This is a genomic window from Rhizobium sp. N122, from assembly GCF_002211295.1.
Classification (GTDB): domain Bacteria; phylum Pseudomonadota; class Alphaproteobacteria; order Rhizobiales; family Rhizobiaceae; genus Rhizobium.
Genome location: NZ_LOKU01000034.1, coordinates 89316 through 106270, shown reverse-complemented (window position 1 = coordinate 106270; position 16955 = coordinate 89316). Strand labels below are relative to the sequence as shown.

Below are 16955 nucleotides of genomic sequence, written 5' to 3'. Positions count from 1 at the left end.
CCGGTGACCTGCAGGCGCGGCTGTCGCCGCCGTCACGAATGACGGGGATGCGTAGGGTCGTCGTGCGGCTTAAGGAAAAACCGGCGTGCGACATCCCAATAACCGTCATAGACGAGCTCGCCGTTCGAACGGACCAGCATCTCGCGATTGTGGCGATAGACGGTGGACAGACGATACCAGGAGATGCCGGGACGGCGATGGTGGAGAACATGCAGATTGTTGTAGAGAAACAGCAGGCCGAAGAGATGGCTGTTTTCGACGATGGCGGTGCGCTCCTCATGGCTTTCCGCATATCGGTGCTCGGCATAGGATCTAAGCCGCGTCATCGCCGCACCGATATAGACGAAGGCGAAGAGATAGAGCCATAGCGGCATGCCTGAGATTACCGTCACCCAGAAAAGGACGAGGGCGACACCGATGCTGTGGACCGCCCATACCCGCCGTCTTCCCGGTTCGTTCGCCCGCACCAGCCGCCATTCCTGCCCGAGGAAACTCAAGAGCTTCACGGCAGGGCCGATCGTCAACCGGCCGAAAAGCGTCGTGTTCCACCGCGCCAGCAGCCTGCCGGCAGGGCCGAGCCGCTCCCAGGCGGCCCGGGTGACGTAGGAGGATTCCGGATGCTCGATCGGGTCGGTCAGATATTCGTCTCGATGGTGCTCCAGATGGCTTTCCCTGTAGATCGGGTAAGGCAGCCACAGCGACAGGGGCACCGATCCGATCAAGTCGTTCACCCACCGTCTTCCTGTCGGATGGCCGTGAATGACCTCATGCTGAAGCGACCCGTGCCAGGCAATCAGCCAGCCTCCGACGATCACGACCACGATCGTCGGCAATGATTGCCACCACCAGGTCAGCGCCAGAAACCCGCCATGGATGACGATCGCGAGAATAACGGTCGGCCATTCCGTCGGATACGGCGGAATAGCCGCGTCGTCAGATGTCCTGTCGAGCATGCGTGCGATTTCCCCTTCAATCACAGCAATCTAGCGAACGGCATCAAAGGCAAGAAATAATGTCTATCTATCTAGAGTTACTTGGAAAAATCCGTCTCAATCGAGGTGCCACTCGGCTTAAGGCCTGTCGCCGCCAAGATGGCGCTCCAGGAAAGGCAGATTGTCCTGTCCCCAGTAAATCTCGCCGTCATGGACATAGGTGGGGAAGCCGAAGACGCCGCTGTCGCGCGCATGCGTGCGGTCTGCCGACCATTTGTTCTGGACATCTTCATCGGCTTGCCGCCGGAGAAGCGCTGCGCCATCGAAACCGGCTGATGTCACGATCGCCTCGCGTATATCGGGCTTGCCGATATCCCTCGCCTCGGCCCAGAAGGCGTGCTGCAGGGTTCGGGCGACACCGATCCAGTCCTGTCCGTCGAGATAGGCGGCAATGACGAAGAGGGAGGCCGGCGCCGGATCGCTGAGCTCCGGGCGATGTTCGAGCCGCAATTCCTTGCCCCGCACGCGCGCCCAGCGTTTGAGGTCCCGCGTCCAGTAAGCACGCCGGATTTCGGGCCGGTTGCGCGAGAAGATCCCGCCATTTTCCTCGACCACCGTCGTCAGATAAGGCGTGACGACGACGTCGTTCTTCGCCGCCAGTTCGATGAAGGCGTCGAAACCGATGTAGGACCAGGGCGATCCAATCGAAAAGAAGTATTCTACCGTTCTCGTCACTGGTGATTGTTCCTCGTGAATGATTGTTCTGATGTCGAATGAGGGCTTGACCGGCGCGGCCTGCCTCAGGAAACGCTCCGAATTTCGGGCTGCGCTTTCCATCCGAGCTGCGGCGCGATCCTTGTCACGAAGTCGTGAAGGATCTGACGGTATTCCTCGTGCTCGAACTCGTAAGGAAGCTCCAGCCGCAGCTCGCCGACCTCAGGCAGGATCGGATCGGAAAAAAGCTGTTCCAAGATCTCCTCCGACGTGCCGACGATATCGCGGGCAAACAGGGTCCGCCGCTCGCCCTGGGGCGAAAGCGTCCGCTGATGGCGGCCATCGGCATAATCGCGATAGCGGCGGCGTGTCGCCGCATCGGCGCTGTCGAAAGGCACGATGACGCGGCCGAGCGCGACGCGGCGCTGAGGTCCGGCGGCACGGTAGGTTTCGATCAACCTGGATTGGGCGACGAAGAAGTCGTCGGTCCCCTCCCCCGTTATCACGTTGCCGGTCAGGAGATTGAAGCCGTTGCGCCCGGCCCACTCGGCCGAGCGCTGAGACCCGCCGCCATACCAGATCCGATCGATCAGGCCTTTGGCATAAGGTTGCAGCCGCGGCCGCTGCGGGCCGAAGGGCGTCTTGATCAAGGTCTCATCGTCGCCGAGATAGGCGCCGCGCAGATTGTCGGCGAAGCGCAGTACGCGGTCATGCGAGAAATCGTAGCGCGTCCAGTCGCCGTCGAAGGCGAGCGGGGCAATCAACTCGGCATGCAGCGGCCGGCCGGCGCTGACGCCGATATTCAGCCGCCCGCGTGAGAGGACATCGACCGTGGCGAGGTCTTCGGCCAGCCGGTAGGGGTTTTCATAGCCGATCGGAATGACCGCCGTTCCGAGCTGGATCCGGCTGGTCCGTTGCGTCGCCGCCGCCAGAAAGGCGCTCGCGGAAGAAATCCCGGGCTCCAGGTGTCGCTGGCGGACCCAGGCGCTGTCGAAACCCAGCTCTTCGCCATATTGCAGCTGCTGGAGCGTCTGCTCCAATCCTGACAGGGGATCGTCGTCGCGATAATTGCCGGGGGTGAGGAAACCGATATGGCTGATGGACATAATGCCGCTGCTCATGTCACGCCTTCCGCAGATCAGTATTTCGGCAGGCCGGGCGGATTGGTCTCGGATGCGGGCAAGGCCTCCTCGGAAAGATGCCAGTGGTCTAGGATTTTGCCGTAGGTACCGTTCTTGATCAGGCCGTTGGTGGCGACGGTCAGCGCATCGGCAAGCCCTCCTCCCTTGCGGGTGGCGATCGCAACGTCGGAACGATCAGGCCAGCCGGCGCTGAGCGTGCCGACGCGCTTGATGTTCTTGTCGCGCGCAGCGATGAAGACCAGCTGCGCATGCGGCTGGACGATGACATCGGCCCTGCCCGACTGCAGCGCGAGGAGGCTTGCCGCCTCGTCGTCGTAATATTGCAGCTCGATCGGCTTCAGGCCCGCGGCGACATCCTCGTCGCTCCACTTCACCAGGATGCGCTCCTGATTGGTTCCGGCCCCGACGATGATCCTCAAACCCGCCGCATCCTTCGGCTGTTTGATCGAGGTGACCGGGCTGTCGGACTTCACGAAGAAACCGTGCAGGCCCTGGCGATAGGTGGAGAAATCGAACTTCTCCTTGCGCTGCTCGGTGACCCCGACATTGGAGATGACGGCATCATACTTGCCCGAGGCCAGGCCAAGCGGCCAGTCGATCCAGGCGACGGGCACGATCTCCAGCGTCAGGCCGAGACTGTCGGCGATGGCATAGGCATAATCGGGATCCGCCCCGACCACGGTCTTGGCATCGGTGGCATAGGTGGAAAGCGGCGGCCCGCCCGGACTGACGGCGATGGTGAACTTGCCTGGCGTGACGAACTTGAATCCCTTGGGGATCGCCGCGATCGCCGCATCGTTTTTGGCGGCATGCAGCCTGCCCGGCTGCTGCGGGCTCAGGTCGAAATCGTCGGCCGCACGGGTCGCGCCGAAGGAAAGGCCGGACGCCATGGCGGCGATCAGCAGGGTCCGCAATGCCGGAAAGGCAATCATCGTCTTCAATCTCCGAAATGTCAGGCAGGAATGGCCGGCAGCATACTGCCGGCCGGATGGGATCAGGAGCCGCTCTTCGGCAGGCCGGGCGGGTTGGTCTGCGCCTTGTCGATCGCCTCCGGACCGAGATTCCACGCATCGAGGATCTTCTTGTAGGCGCCGCTGGCGATCAGGTCGTTGACGACGTCGGTCAGCGGAGCCGCCAGACCGCTGCCTTTGCGGGTGGTGACCGCAATCTCGGCGGTGATCGGCCAGCCGCCGCTGACAGTGCCGACGAGCTTGGTCTTGCCGTTTATCCCTGCCGAATAGGCCTGCGTCGCATTGACACTGAAGACGGCGTCGGCTCTGCCGGACTGCACGGCGAGATCCTTGACCGCGTCGTCGTCATAATATTGCACCTCGATCGGCTTCAAGCCGGCGGCGACATTCTCGCGGTCCCATTCCAGCAGGATCTTCTCCTGGTTGGTTCCGGCATCGGTGATGACCTTCAGGCCGGCAATATCCTTCGGCTGCTTGAGCGCTGCGATCGGGCTGTCAGCCTTGACGTAGAAACCAAGTTCATCCTTGCGATAGGTCGAGAAATCGAATTTCTCCTTGCGCTCTTCCGTGACGGTCACGTTCGAGATCACCGCGTCGAATTTGCCGGAGGTCAGCCCCAGCGGCCAATCGGCCCAGGCAACGGAGACGAGGTTGAGCTTCAGGCCGAGGCTGTCGGCAATGGCCTGCGCCAAATCGACGTCGTAACCAATGACCGTCTTGGAATCGGAGGCATAGTCATGCAGCGGCAGATTGCCGCTCGAGCTGATGCCGACGGTGAAGACGCCGTTTTCGACGAACTTGAAGTCCTTGATTTCAGCGATGCGTTTCTCGTTCTTTTCCACCCGCAGCCGGTTCGGCTGTTCGGGGCTGAGATCGAATTTCTGCTGCGCCTGAGCGGAACCGAAACCGATCGCGCCGATGGTGACGGCTCCCGCTATGAGAAGCCTTACTCTATCTGCAAATGCCATGCCCCTTCTCCATTTCATCTTCGGGTTGTGGTTATTGTCGTTCGACCGGAGCAGCCCGTCGCGGCCCGGCATTTCACCAGCGCCGATCGGCGCTAGAGAACCTTGGCAAGGAATTCGCGGGTTCGGGGATGCTCGGCCTGTGTGAAAATCCGGGCCGGCGGACCAACCTCCAGAATACGGCCGCTTTCCATGAAGACGACCGTGTCGGCGACTTCGCGGGCAAAGCCGACCTCATGGGTGACGATGACGAGCGTCGTGCCGGTGCGGGCGAGGTCCTTGATGAGGTCCAGCACTTCGCCAACAAGCTCCGGATCAAGTGCAGAGGTCGGCTCGTCGAAGAGCAGCACCTTGGGACGGAGCGCTAAGGCCCGGGCGATCGCCACACGCTGCTGCTGGCCGCCGGAGAGCTGGCGCGGATAGGCATTGATCTTGTCGCTGAGGCCGATACGGGCCAACAGCTCCTGCGCCAGTTGCACGGCTTCCTCGCGGCCGAGCCCACGAACCTGGATCGGCGCCTCGATGAGATTTTCGAGCACGGTCAGATGCGGGAACAGATTGAAGCTCTGGAAGACCATGCCGATATCGGCGCGGCGCTTGAGGATCTCTTTTTCCTTGAGTTCGTAGAGTGTGTCGCCCTTGCTGCTGTAGCCGACGAAATCGCCGTCGACGGAGATGAAACCCTCATCGACACGCTCCAGATGGTTGATGGCGCGCAGAAGCGTCGATTTGCCGGAGCCGGACGGACCAAGGATGGCGGTCACACTGCCCGAGGGCAGGCTGAGCTCGACCTTGTCGAGCACCTTCAGCGAGCCGAAACTCTTCGAAATCGTTTGCACGCGCACCGCCCCGCCCGCAGTCCGCAGCGAGGCCGCATCCCGGAAGCCGACCGTGCGCACGGGCTCGACCGTCGTATCGAAGGCAGGAAGCGGGCGACGGAAACGCTCGAAGAATGCCTGAAAGGGCAGCGGCGTCGGATTGCGCACGGCGCCCTTGGAGAAATAGCGCTCGATATAATGCTGGGCGACCGACAGCACCGTCATGATGATCAGGTACCAAACGGTGGCGACCATCAGCAGCGGAATGACTTCGAGATTGCGGCGGTAGATCACCTGCACCGTGTAGAACAGTTCCGGCAGCGCCAGCACATAGACCATGGATGTGCTTTTCGCCAATCCGATGAGTTCGTTGAAACCAGTCGGCAGGATCGAGCGCATCGCCTGCGGCAGCACGATGCGGAAAGCCTGGCGCCGGCGCGGCAGGCCGAGGGCGGCGGCGGCCTCCAGCTGGCCATGATCCACCGAAAGGATACCGCCGCGGACGATCTCGGCGAAGAAGGCCGACTGGTTGAGTGTCAGGCCGAGGAAGGCCGCGGCAAACGGCGTCAGCAACTGCACCGTGGGATAATCGATGAAGACCGTGTTGGTGAAGGGGATGCCGATCCTGATCGTTTCGTAGAGATAGCCGAGATTGTTCAGGATCAGCAGCAGCACGATCATCGGGATCGAGCGCAACAGCCAGATATAACCCCAGGAAAGACCTGACAGCAGCGGCGACTTGGAGACCCGGGCAAGCGCCAGGGCCGTCCCGAGAATGGACCCGGAAACGGCGGCAAGCGCGGTCAGCAGCAACGTCCTGCCGAGGCCGACGAGCACCGGCTCGGCAAAGAACCATTCGGCAAAGACGTTCCAACCCCAGCGCGGATTGGTGAAGGTCGAATAGAGCACGGCGACGATGACGACGGCGGCGAAGATCGTGCCGGCCAGACGACCGGGATGGCGTGCCGGCACGATGCGGTAACGGGAGTGATCCGGCTTCGATTCCACCGTCCTGCTGCCGGGCGCGATGCCGGCGAAATCCGTCGTCAGTGCCATTCTTGCTTCCCTTTTATGATTGTCGGTCTTTGCCGTTTTCAGTGATTTGCGCCGGCCACGCGCAGGCGCGGTTCGGCCTCTTCGAGAGCCGATTGCGCGAGATGGGTGATGTCCTTCTCGAAGGGCAGGCTCTTGTAGATTTCGGGATCGGCTGATGTGTCGAAGAGAGCCGTATAGCCGTCATTCAGATAGAGGCCGACGGCCTCAGGCTGGCGGAAACCGGTCGTCAGGTAAATGCGGGTATAACCCTGACGACCGGCCTGCGCCTCCAGCTCCACCAGCACCTTGCGGGCAAGACCCTGACGCCGCAGGTCGGAGCGCGTCCAGATGCGTTTGAATTCGGCGGTGCGCTCGTCGTAATGTTTGAAGGCGCCGCCGCCGATGGTTTCGCCATTGCGGAGCAGCAGCAGAAAATTGCCGTGAGGCGGCGCAAAGGCTTCGGGAGGATAGCGGTTGAGCTCTGCCGCAGCACCTTCGGCATTGAAATAGGTGCCGTAGCGGCTGTCATATTCATGGATCAACTCATCGATCAGCGGCTTGGCGCGGGGGTCGAGGGGGCTCGTATAGAGAAACGTGTCGCTCATATCGTTCGTCACCCATTGTCATCCGTGAGGAAGGTTTCGGTGAGCCGCACCCAGTAGCGGGCGGCCTGTGCAATGATCGCGTCGTTGAAATCGTAGTGGGCGCTGTGCAGAGGCGCGCTGTCGCCATTGCCGACGAAGAGGTAGCTGCCGGGATTGGCCTGCAGCATGAAGGCAAAATCCTCGCTCGCGGTGCGCGGGCGGAAATCCTTTTCGATCGCCGCAAGACCAAGCGCGTCATAAGCGACATCCCGGGCAAATGCCGTTTCCTTGGCGTGGTTGACCAGCGCCGGAAAACCGAGCCGGTAATTCACCTCCGCCACCGCGCCGAAGCTTTCGGCCTGGGCGCGGGCAAGGGCTGGAATGCGCTCCTGCAGCAGCTGACGAACCGTCTCGCTGAAGGCCCGCATGGTCAGCTTCATCTCCACACTCTCGGGGATGACATTCGAGGCGGAGCCGGCATGGATCGAGCCGACAGTGGCGACCGCCATGTCTTGCGGATCGACATTGCGGGAGACGACGCTCTGCAGGGCGGTGATGAAGGATGCGGACGCCAGCACCGGATCGACGGCGCGGTGCGGCTCGGCGCCGTGGCCGCCCTTGCCGACAATCTTGACGACCGCCTGATCGACCGAGGCCATGGCCGGGCCGGCGACGAAACCGAACTGGCCCGCCGGCACACCCGGCCAGTTGTGCAGGCCGAAGACCGCATCGACGGGAAACCGTTCGAACAGGCCTTCCGAGATCATCTTGCGGGCGCCCGCACCGATTTCCTCGGCGGGCTGAAAGATCAGCCTCAACGTGCCGCTGAAATTGCCGCTCTCTGCGAGATAGCGCGCAGCCGCCAGCAGGATCGAAGTATGGCCGTCATGACCACAGGCGTGCATGACGCCCGGATTGCTGCTCGCATAGGCAAGACCGGTCGCTTCCTCGATCGGCAGCCCATCCATATCGGCGCGAATACCGATCCGTTTCTTGCCTTCGCCGCGTCTCAAGGTGGCGACGATGCCGGTGCCGGCAATGCCCGTCGTCACCTCGTAGCCCCAGGAGGACAGGCGGGAGGCCACGAGCTTGCTGGTCCTGAGCTCCTGGAAGGCAAGCTCGGGATATTGGTGCAGATCGTGGCGAAGTGCGATGATCTCGTCGAGATAGGCGGCGATGCCCTTCTCGACCGGATCGTTGCTGCGCGGGTTCCGAGCGATAGTGTCCATGGCGGTTCGCCGACGCCTCAGGCGCCGACAGCCCTTCCCTGCTCGAGCTGATCGACGCCGGCCGCATAGCGGCTTTCCCGGAAGGGCAGGCCCAGATGATTGCGCAACGTCTCGCCCTTCAGGACCGGATCGAAATAACCGCGCTCGGTCAGGACCGGCAGGACGTATTCGGCGAAGTCGTCGAAGCCTTCGGCGATGACGGGAAAACCGAGGATGAAGCCGTCGGCGGCGCCATGGTCCACCCAGCGGATGATCTCGTCGGCGATATGTTCCGCCGTACCGATGAAGGCCGTGCGGGGTGTGGCGACGTCGAGCGCGGTTTCGCGCAGCGTCAGCCCTTTTTCGCGTGCCGTGCGCTTGATGCGGTCGGTGGTCGCCCGGAAGCTGTTCTTGCCGATATCACCAAGATCCGGGAAGGCCTCGTCGAGCGGATAGATGCTGAAATCGTGATGATCGAAGAAGCGGCCGAGATAGGCGAGCGCTTCCTCGATGGTCACGAGATTGCGGATCGCCTGGTACTTGGCTTCCGCTTCTTCGGCCGTCTTGCCGACGATCGGGCCGATGCCGGGATAGATGCCGACTTCGGCTGCCGGGCGCCCATGGGCGATGACGCTGTCCTTCAGCTGCCGATAGAAGGCCTGGGCCTCCTCGAACGGCCCGCCATTGGTGAAGACGGCATCGGCATGTTTGCCGGCGAGCCTGATGCCGGAGTCCGAGGCGCCGGCCTGGAAGATCACCGGTTGCCCCTGCTTCGAACGGCCAATGTTGAGCGGTCCCTCGATGCGGAAGAAGCGGCCCTTGTGGTCAAGGCGGTGCATCCTGGTCTTGTCGGCATAGACGCCGGTTTCGCGATCGCGCACGAAGGCGTTGTCATCCCAGGAATCCCAGAGGCCCTTTATCGCATCGATATAGTCCTCGGCGATCTCGTAGCGCAGCTCGTGTTCGGGATGTTGGCGACTGTAGTTGCGCCCGGAGCCTTCGAGCGGCGAGGTCACCGCATTCCACCCTGCCCTGCCGCCACTGATAAGATCTACCGAAGCAAACTGACGGGCGATGGTGAAGGGATCGCTGTAGGAGGTCGAGACCGTACCGACGAGGCCGATTTTCGAGGTCGAGGCCGCCAGCGCCGAAAGAATGGCGATCGGCTCGAAGCGGTTGAGGAAATGCGGGATCGACTGCTCGTTGATATAGAGCCCGTCGGCCACGAAGGCGAAGGCGATGCCGGCGGCCTCCGCCTTGCGCGCCGTCTTGACGAAGAAGTCGAAATTGACGCTGGCATCCGCCGGTCCGCTTGGATGCTTCCAGGCATTCATGTGACCGCCGGGACCCTGCAGCATGATGCCAAACGTGACGTGTTTCTGAGGCATGGGATTGATCTCCTTGAAAACGGTCAGGCGACGAGGGAAAGCCGCTCTTCGGCGAGCAACTCGATGGAGGCCAGGCGCTCGGCGACCGACAGCGCCGGCGTGTCGAGCACGAATTCTTTGACGCCGTAGCGGCGGTGAAGCTCGTCCAATTCCTTGCGGATCTGCTTTGCCGTGCCGTGCAGTACGCTCGGCACCTTCTCCTCGATGCGGTAATCGGTGACGCCGGCCTGGCGGGCAAATTCGGCCGCCTGCTCCTCGCTGCCGACATTGACGGTCTGGCCGTTCGGCAGGAACAGCTTGACGATGCGCAGATTGCCGATCCTCTCGCGGGCATAGTCCTCGCTTTCGGCGGCAAAGGCTGCGAGCGCCAGGATCGGCCGCTTGCCGCCGGACGCCCGCTCATAAGCCTCGAAGGTCCTGCGCAGATTGTCGGGATCGCCGTTCAGGTGACCGGCAAAGACCAGTTCCCAGCCCTTCTCGGCCGCCAGTTCGGCGCTTTCGACGCTGGCGCCGAGCAGGAAACGATCGGGCGCCGTCGGCGGGAAAGGGGTTGCCTGCGCACCGTCATAGTTCGGATTGGCAGCAAGATAGGTGTTGAGATCGGAAAGCTGGCTTGCAAAATCCGGCTTTCTCGCCGGATCGACGGCAAGCTGCAGGGCTCGCGTCGATAACGGAAAACCGCCCGGTGCCTTGCCGACACCGAGATCGACACGGCCGGGCGCTAGCGATGCCAGCAAATTGAACGTCTCGGCAACCTTATAGGCGCTGTAATGCTGCAGCATGACGCCGCCGGAGCCGATGCGGATCTTCGAGGTTCTGGCGAGGAGATAGGCGATCAGCACCTCCGGCGCGGAGCTTGCCAGATTGGACATGTTATGATGCTCGGCCACCCAGAAGCGGTGATAACCGAGTTCCTCGGCGCGCGCGGCAATCTTGACCGTTGCCCGCAACGCATCCGCGGCGGTGAAACCCTGTTCGATCGGGCTTTTGTCGAGAAGGCTGAGGAGATAGGTCATGACATCACGATCCGATCGCTGGTTGCAAAGTATAATCTATAAAATCAGTAGACAAACTTCATTATAAGAAATGGCTTTCTCTTTCGCGGAGGTTGCGTGAAAAAAAGCGGTGGTGCCAGAAATGGAAAATCGGAGGCTCGGGTCGGGCCGCCGCCGTTGGAAATATTCCGAAAGAGCTCACCGCTATCGGCCTCACCGAATATCGCGAACGGCACCATAAGCCCTGGCGCATGATCTATCGCATCATCGGCAGCGACGACGTCGTCTACTGTGCCGTAGACGGGCGCCGTGACATGCAGACCTTCCTGGAGCGAAGGCTGATCCGCTGACTTCAGCGGTTGCACAACCCTCGAACCTTATCCAGCTTTTCGGCCGGCCGGCGCATTTGCCCGCAAGAGCGCCATCAGCATCGGGCCGATCGCGAATTCTCCCCTTTCGCTTCGCCGCGTCAGGTCGCGGAGGTAACCACCGGCCGAATTGATATGGCCGCCGCGCTCCAGGATGCATGCCATCACTGTCGCGGCATTTTCCGGCCCCATCGCATTTGCGGCCTCCTCGTAGGCTGACGGACTGACGCCCAGCATCGACCGCACAGTTACGGCTGCACTCATCAAGTCACGCCAGTTGCGGATTTCACCATTCGGCCCGTAGGCGAGGATTTCGGGGCAGGCCTGCAGAACCAAGCCCAGCGGGAAGGATTTCAACCCGCCGCCATCCTCTCGACCGCCGGGCCGTCGACCCCGCTGTTCTGGCTGACTATCCGAACGGATCGCCTCACTCCTTCCCTCTCCCAGCGTCCCGGTCCCTCGCCCGTTGTCTTGCTCGGGCATCGCGCCCTGCTTCGTTTCGAAGCTTGGTTCAAGTTCAGAAATGGATTCGGGGTTTGAATTCTGTATGTGACGCTCGATATAAGCGGCATTGCCGCGCTCTTTTGTCGATTTAACTCGAATTTCCAGCCGGTTAAGAACGTCCGCCCTGAGCATCGTCAATTCGTCCAGCAATTGTTCGAGCTGTGCCGTCGTCGGCGACCGTGGCAGGCCTTCGATCATATCCCGAAACTCTTGGTGCAGGCCCTGCCAATCCGCTTGAACATCTTCTTCGATAGCCGCTTCGATCAGCTTGGCGATATCGCGGCGGCAAAGCGTGATGCGTTCGCGCAGACGCTGGACGTGCAGCCGCTCGGCCATCACTTCGGCGGCTAGCTGCTCGATCTCTTCGGCACGGGCAAGCAGCGGCGCCAGCGAGAAGCCGAAGGCCTCGTTGACCTCCCCTGCCCTGTCCCTGCGGACATAACGTTTGCCGTTCGGACTATCCTTGCGCAGCAGAAGTCCCGCCTCGACGAGTGCTGCAAGATGGCGCCGCACCGTCTGTTCGGCCATGCCATGCGTTCTCAGCGAAAGCTGGATATTCGAGGGGAATACGATCAGTCCGTTTTCCTGTGCCAGCTCGTTCTTGGGATAAAAGCTTAAGAGCGCATTAAGCACCGCAAGCGCCCGATCGCTGATGCCGAGCAGCGGCTTTGCTTCGCACAGCGCACGAAACAATTTCCATTTGTCGACCGACTGATCAGGCTTGATTTCGCCTGCCATCACCTGGCTGGCGAGCATGCCAAGCGTCATCGGCCGCCGCCCGAAGGGCGTCGTTACACTTCCGGTTTCCATCTCTTCCACCTCGACAAGGCAAAAGAAGTCTGCTCGCCAGAACGGCGCCAAAAACTCTTGACAGCGATTCTCGGAAGTGCGATTCTCGGAGGTGTTCAAGACTACGAGGAAAGCTTCCGCGACGGTGACGTTCGGGGGCTTTTTTCTTTTGCGCGTTATCTCCTATCCGAATTGTCAGCTGACAATCGGTCCAATTGGTTCATTTTCCCTCATTTTCCTCTTCAAACTCGGCGGCGAGACCAACCAACCGCCGGGCCAGGAATTCCGAAAACGCCGCCGATTTGACGGTGATGCGAAAGGTCTTTCCGGAGTGGGTCACCGAAGCAAGCGTCCCCCCGCTTTGGGTGCGAAGTGTCTGCTCGGCCCGCTGCGGCGCGCTCTTTTCCTCAAGCGCCTTCCAGATGAGATCGAAGCGACTATTGCTCTCCAGGGCCTGAAAAGCTGTGGCAGCAATTGCGGCCTGCGCCTTCTTCTGCCCGCCTGCATCTCTGAATTTCTCGGCGAAGGCCAGCCAGCGCGGCCGTCCGACCTTGGGCGCCGGTCCGATGGCGAGAATGATCTCGGGGTCGATCGTTTGCGCCACCTGCAGCAGCCTCGACGTTTCCGGCTTATCCGTCGCCAGCGCCTGGGCAATCATGTCGCGGCTGAAGCCGTGTTCATCCATGCGTCGTGCAAACAGCGCCCGCTCAATGAAGCTCAGGTCGACACGCGGGCCGTTCTCCTGACCCTGCGCGAGGATCAATTCCTCATCCGTAAGCTTGCGCACGACTGCCTTGATGGGAACGCCGATCTCCGCAGCCGCACGCAAACGCCTGTGGCCGTAGGCGGCCTGATAATGCCCGGCCTTGACGGGATCCGGCCGCACCAGGATCGGAACCTGCTGCCCGCTTTCCTGGATCGACTGCTTCAACCGCTCGAACTCGGGATCCTGATCAACGGGAATGCGGTCGCGGATAAAGGACATTTCGACGGCGGCCGGATCTAACTCCAGCACCTTGTCGCCGGAGGCAAGCGATTCACGCAGCGCCTTGGCCGCCGCCGCTTCCTCCCCCAGCCGTCCCAGCGACAGGTTCATCGCCTTGACCGCGCCCGATGGACGATGCGGCGGCGGCGCGCTCGGCGCATCCGGCCGTGCCGGCTCGACCGCGCCCACCATGCTCTTCAGGATATCGCGACCTTTTGGGCTCATGTCCTGCTCCATGCACTGCGAATGAGTTGCTCGACCTCGGCATTGACGTTGTCGACCGATTCGACGCCGCGGTCATAGGTTTGGCGATGCATTGTCTCGCGTCCCGCCTCGTAGATCGTCTGCTTGGACAGGCCCGCATCTGAAACCGCCGTCGACTTGACCATCATCGAGGTCAGCACCCGTTCACCGAACAGGCTGCGCAGGAAAGCGACGATCTGCGCCTGCGGGCCATCATTGGCCTCATAGCGGGTAACGAGATAGCGCATCCAGTCGTAATCGAGATTGCCGCCGGCCTCCTTGACCACGGACAGAAGGTCGGAGGTCATCGTCAGGAACTGGTTCATCGACGCGACGTCGAGCATCTGGGGATGAACGGTGATCAGCACGGCAGTGGCGGCGCAGAGAGCAGACAGCGTCAGGAAGCCGAGGGTAGGGGGGCAATCGATGATGACGACGTCGTAGCTCTCTTCCAGCGAATGCAGCGCATTGCCGACCCGCATGAAGAACATGTCCTTGTCGTCGCGGTTGGTGTCGGCCAGCGCCTTTGGAGTATCGTGTTCGAACTCGTGCAGTTCGAGATTGCCGGGGATGAGATCGAGGCCGGGGAAATAGGTCTGGCGCACGATGTCGGCGACGTCGCGGCGCGTCTCGTCATATTTGATGGCGCCGTAAAGCGTCTCGTTTTCCCCGACGTCGAATTCGGGTTGATAACCGAGCATCGCCGACATCGACGCCTGCGGATCGAGGTCCACGGCCAGCACGCGATAACCGCGTAGCGCCAGGAACTGCGCCAGATGGATGGATGTCGTCGTCTTGCCGGAGCCGCCCTTGAAGTTGGTGACGGCGATCACCTGGAGATGGTCGCCCGGCCGGCGCATCGGCAGATAGGAGGGTTTGGTGCGCCCGAGATGCTGGCGCATCGCATGGATTTCCTCGAGCGAGAACACCCGCCGGCCAGACGCCGTCTTTTCTGGATTGATGCTTTCCACCTGGGCGGCGAGGTGGCGAACATAGCTGTCGGTGACACCGAGCAGCTTGGCGGTCTCGGTGCTGCTGAAGCGCCGCAGCGATTTGCGGGCATCGGGCGAAAACAACCGCTCGAACAGCACCTGGAGCTGGCTGCTGAGCATCGTCGAGTCCTGCGCAATCGTCTCGTCGATCGAGACTTGACTCGCTCTCTTGGCTTTCTCAACAATCGCGGCCTTGGTCGGCATTCACGCAAATCCTGATAAATCGGGTAATTTTGCGCAAATGATCGTGAGTCTGGCAATGACGTCAAGCGATTTCTTGGTTAGCGAATGGATAACAAACCGGTTTCGCCGAAAAAATCATGTGTAATTCCGGAATCTTAGCGCTGTTGTCAGCTGACAACGGCGGTCGTCTCCAGCTTTGCCGACGCTAGACTTCACACATTGGATGCGACTCAGCATGGGCGCCGACTCGGCGAAGTGTTTCTGATCGCAGACCGGATGGAGCAATCCACCTGTCATTTATAGACGGACGAATGGTACAGGTTTTCGGCTTCCGGCCCGCGGACGGGGCCATTGCCTGAGGACTTGCCGTTTGCGTCCTGGGTTTCAGGATCGCGACGTGACGGGGCAAGGCCGAGCATTTGTTCGAGACGACCGGCATTGAGCGGAGCGCTTATTCCCTTGAAGTTCATAATCCATCTTTCGTCTACGCATGGTGTACGCCGCAGAGATAAGCGCAATTTGAACCCGCCGAGAACAACCCGCCGGGCGTTATCACCATCTTTTCCGACGCGAAGGAGAAAAGGGGAGGGCCTCCAACTTTCTGCCGCCGCCCCGCATGCGGCATCCGAAGGCGACGCTGAAGGTCCCGGATCATGTTCAGCGCCATATGCCGACAGTTGAGCGCGAGGCGACGCCGGGCCGTGATCACATCACAGATCGTATCGGTACAGGCTAGGCGAATCAGGTCTCGGTGGGTATCCTCGGCTGCGTTCGCACGATTGCGATGTCGCAGAGCTGCCGCCAGCCCGACCCGATTCTCATTTCCATCTGGAAAAGCCAACCGTTCCTAACGGAACTTATGGGTTGATTTGCTTCCGCCTGCGGAAATCCTTGTTGTTTACCTGTTATTTACCATAACGCGCCGCAACGCCGGCCGAGCCTATGATTGGCGGCGTAGCAGGAGGTGGCGCCGAGCCTTATCGCGCCTTCGTTGTCTCACGATTGGTAAAATGCGCATTGCCCAAACCCGTACCGATCGTCAGCACCGCCCACCGCGACACGTCGGTCATGAAAGGGATCTGCGACAATCCCTGCACGACGGCATCGTTGTGCATCATCACAAATGTGCTGTCGTCGCCAATTTCAGGAATGGCCTTCATCAGCGCGGCGGGAAGGTTGAAGCTGTCGCTCTCCCAGTTTCCCCCCGGCAAGTTCTGCCCGCCGCGTTCTATGGAACCATCGGCTTTGATGATGCCGGGGCAGGCGATGCCGATGATCGGCGCGGGCTTGAGATTGGCCTTCTCGGCTTTCCCGATCAGATCCTGCAATATCGCGGCCAGCCTCTCGACGGTTGCGGTACGACTTGGCTCGTCGTCGGCATGACGCCAGATCGCTGATTCCCAGACGCTTGCATCCGCGAAGTTCGGCACGTCGTCCTTGCCGAATTTGACGACGCCGGCGCGAACGTTGGTGCCGCCGATATCGACGGCCAGGATCGCCTCGTGGCCTTTAAACATCCAGCGCGGCATCAAATGGACCGAGCCGATCAGTCCGGCCTCATCAGGGTGGTGAACGATCGGCACGACCTCGACGTCGATGCCGGTGGCCTTGAGAATAACCATGGTCCTGGCGATCGTCAGCTCGCCAAAGCGGCTATGCCGGAAGCCGCCGCCGACGACGATGCGTTCCGTCTTCACCCAGCGCTTGTCCTTCAGAAACTTTCCAATCACATCCGCGAAGTCCTGAGCGAAGTCCTCCACCGCCCCCATGACCAATGCCGCTGCCTCCATATCGTCGCCTTTCAGAAAGGCGTCGATCTTTTTCTTGGAAAGCTTCGCCGTCGCGGTCTTGCCGATTGGGTCGTCTCCGACTTTGCGGATGCGCTTTCTCCAATCGTCGAGCTTCGTTTGAAAAGTCTTCTTGTTGGCGTTGTCGCCAACGAAGCCATCCTTGTCACGCAGTTCGTTGTTGTAGTCGTCGACGGTCACCAGGGGCAGGTTTAACGCGCCATGTGCCAACGGGGCATTGACCTCATCACGGGGCTCGGAACTGCTTTTGGCCATCAAACTACCTTCTGTGGCGCGAGGGGTCGAACGGGCGGCGAGATACAACGCGGACTGGCCCCGGATGTTCCGGCGC

General features: G+C 61.3%; 15 protein-coding genes and 1 pseudogene. 1 reads left to right on the top strand and 15 read right to left on the bottom strand.

Translation table 11 applies throughout. The features are described 5' to 3' along the window. Positions 1–32 precede the first annotated feature (32 nt). From ATY75_RS22120 to ATY75_RS22075, 10 genes are all read right to left on the bottom strand, one after another. Positions 33–953 (bottom strand): fatty acid desaturase, encoded by a 921-nt coding sequence (locus ATY75_RS22120; RefSeq protein WP_088939218.1) that lies wholly within the window; start codon positions 951–953, stop codon positions 33–35. A gap of 117 nt (positions 954–1070) precedes the next feature. Continuing rightward, positions 1071–1667, bottom strand: a complete 597-nt coding sequence (locus ATY75_RS22115) for a DsbA family protein (RefSeq protein WP_088939217.1) — start codon at positions 1665–1667, stop codon at positions 1071–1073. Positions 1668–1732: 65 nt separating this feature from the next. Further along, positions 1733–2767, bottom strand: a complete 1035-nt coding sequence (locus ATY75_RS22110) for an LLM class flavin-dependent oxidoreductase (protein WP_088939216.1) — start codon at positions 2765–2767, stop codon at positions 1733–1735. Positions 2768–2784: 17 nt separating this feature from the next. After that, entirely contained in the window at positions 2785–3720 is a 936-nt protein-coding gene (locus tag ATY75_RS22105) for an ABC transporter substrate-binding protein (RefSeq protein ID WP_088939215.1), read from the bottom strand. Positions 3721–3782: 62 nt separating this feature from the next. Next, complete coding sequence (locus ATY75_RS22100) at positions 3783–4727, bottom strand: ABC transporter substrate-binding protein (protein ID WP_088939214.1); 945 nt, start codon at positions 4725–4727, stop codon at positions 3783–3785. 92 nt (positions 4728–4819) lie between these two features. Next, entirely contained in the window at positions 4820–6598 is a 1779-nt protein-coding gene (locus ATY75_RS35490; RefSeq protein ID WP_088939213.1) for an amino acid ABC transporter permease/ATP-binding protein, read from the bottom strand. A gap of 38 nt (positions 6599–6636) precedes the next feature. Further along, on the bottom strand, positions 6637–7194 hold the full coding sequence (locus ATY75_RS22090) for a GNAT family N-acetyltransferase (protein ID WP_088939212.1): 558 nt from the start codon (positions 7192–7194) through the stop codon (positions 6637–6639). Beyond that, complete coding sequence (locus tag ATY75_RS22085; protein ID WP_088939211.1) at positions 7191–8390, bottom strand: M20 aminoacylase family protein; 1200 nt, start codon at positions 8388–8390, stop codon at positions 7191–7193. Before ATY75_RS22085 ends, ATY75_RS22090 begins: the two co-directional genes overlap by 4 nt. 17 nt (positions 8391–8407) lie before the next feature. Then, positions 8408–9757: an LLM class flavin-dependent oxidoreductase gene (locus tag ATY75_RS22080; protein ID WP_088939210.1), complete on the bottom strand. Its 1350-nt coding sequence runs from the start codon at positions 9755–9757 to the stop codon at positions 8408–8410. Between the two features lie 23 nt (positions 9758–9780). Continuing rightward, the gene (locus ATY75_RS22075) at positions 9781–10773 is read right to left on the bottom strand and encodes an LLM class flavin-dependent oxidoreductase (RefSeq protein ID WP_088939209.1); all 993 of its coding nucleotides are present in this window, start codon (positions 10771–10773) and stop codon (positions 9781–9783) included. A gap of 158 nt (positions 10774–10931) precedes the next feature. Between ATY75_RS22075 and ATY75_RS22070 the strand changes: the two are divergent. Continuing rightward, a pseudogene (locus tag ATY75_RS22070) lies at positions 10932–11102 on the top strand (type II toxin-antitoxin system RelE/ParE family toxin); the annotation flags it as partial. Positions 11103–11129: 27 nt separating this feature from the next. Here the strand turns inward: ATY75_RS22070 and repC are convergent. The 5 genes from repC to ATY75_RS22050 form a co-directional block, all read right to left on the bottom strand. Then, positions 11130–12434, bottom strand: coding sequence for a plasmid replication protein RepC (repC, locus tag ATY75_RS22065; protein WP_088939208.1), 1305 nt, complete (start codon positions 12432–12434; stop codon positions 11130–11132). Positions 12435–12633: 199 nt separating this feature from the next. Further along, the gene (gene repB, locus ATY75_RS22060) at positions 12634–13623 is read right to left on the bottom strand and encodes a plasmid partitioning protein RepB (RefSeq protein WP_088939207.1); all 990 of its coding nucleotides are present in this window, start codon (positions 13621–13623) and stop codon (positions 12634–12636) included. After that, on the bottom strand, positions 13620–14837 hold the full coding sequence (gene repA, locus ATY75_RS22055; protein WP_064841757.1) for a plasmid partitioning protein RepA: 1218 nt from the start codon (positions 14835–14837) through the stop codon (positions 13620–13622). Before repA ends, repB begins: the two co-directional genes overlap by 4 nt. A 272-nt stretch (positions 14838–15109) precedes the next feature. Next, positions 15110–15286: a hypothetical protein gene (locus tag ATY75_RS34685; protein ID WP_172605172.1), complete on the bottom strand. Its 177-nt coding sequence runs from the start codon at positions 15284–15286 to the stop codon at positions 15110–15112. Positions 15287–15793: 507 nt separating this feature from the next. Further along, positions 15794–16879, bottom strand: coding sequence for an ROK family protein (locus ATY75_RS22050; RefSeq protein ID WP_088939206.1), 1086 nt, complete (start codon positions 16877–16879; stop codon positions 15794–15796). Positions 16880–16955: the final 76 nt, after the last annotated feature.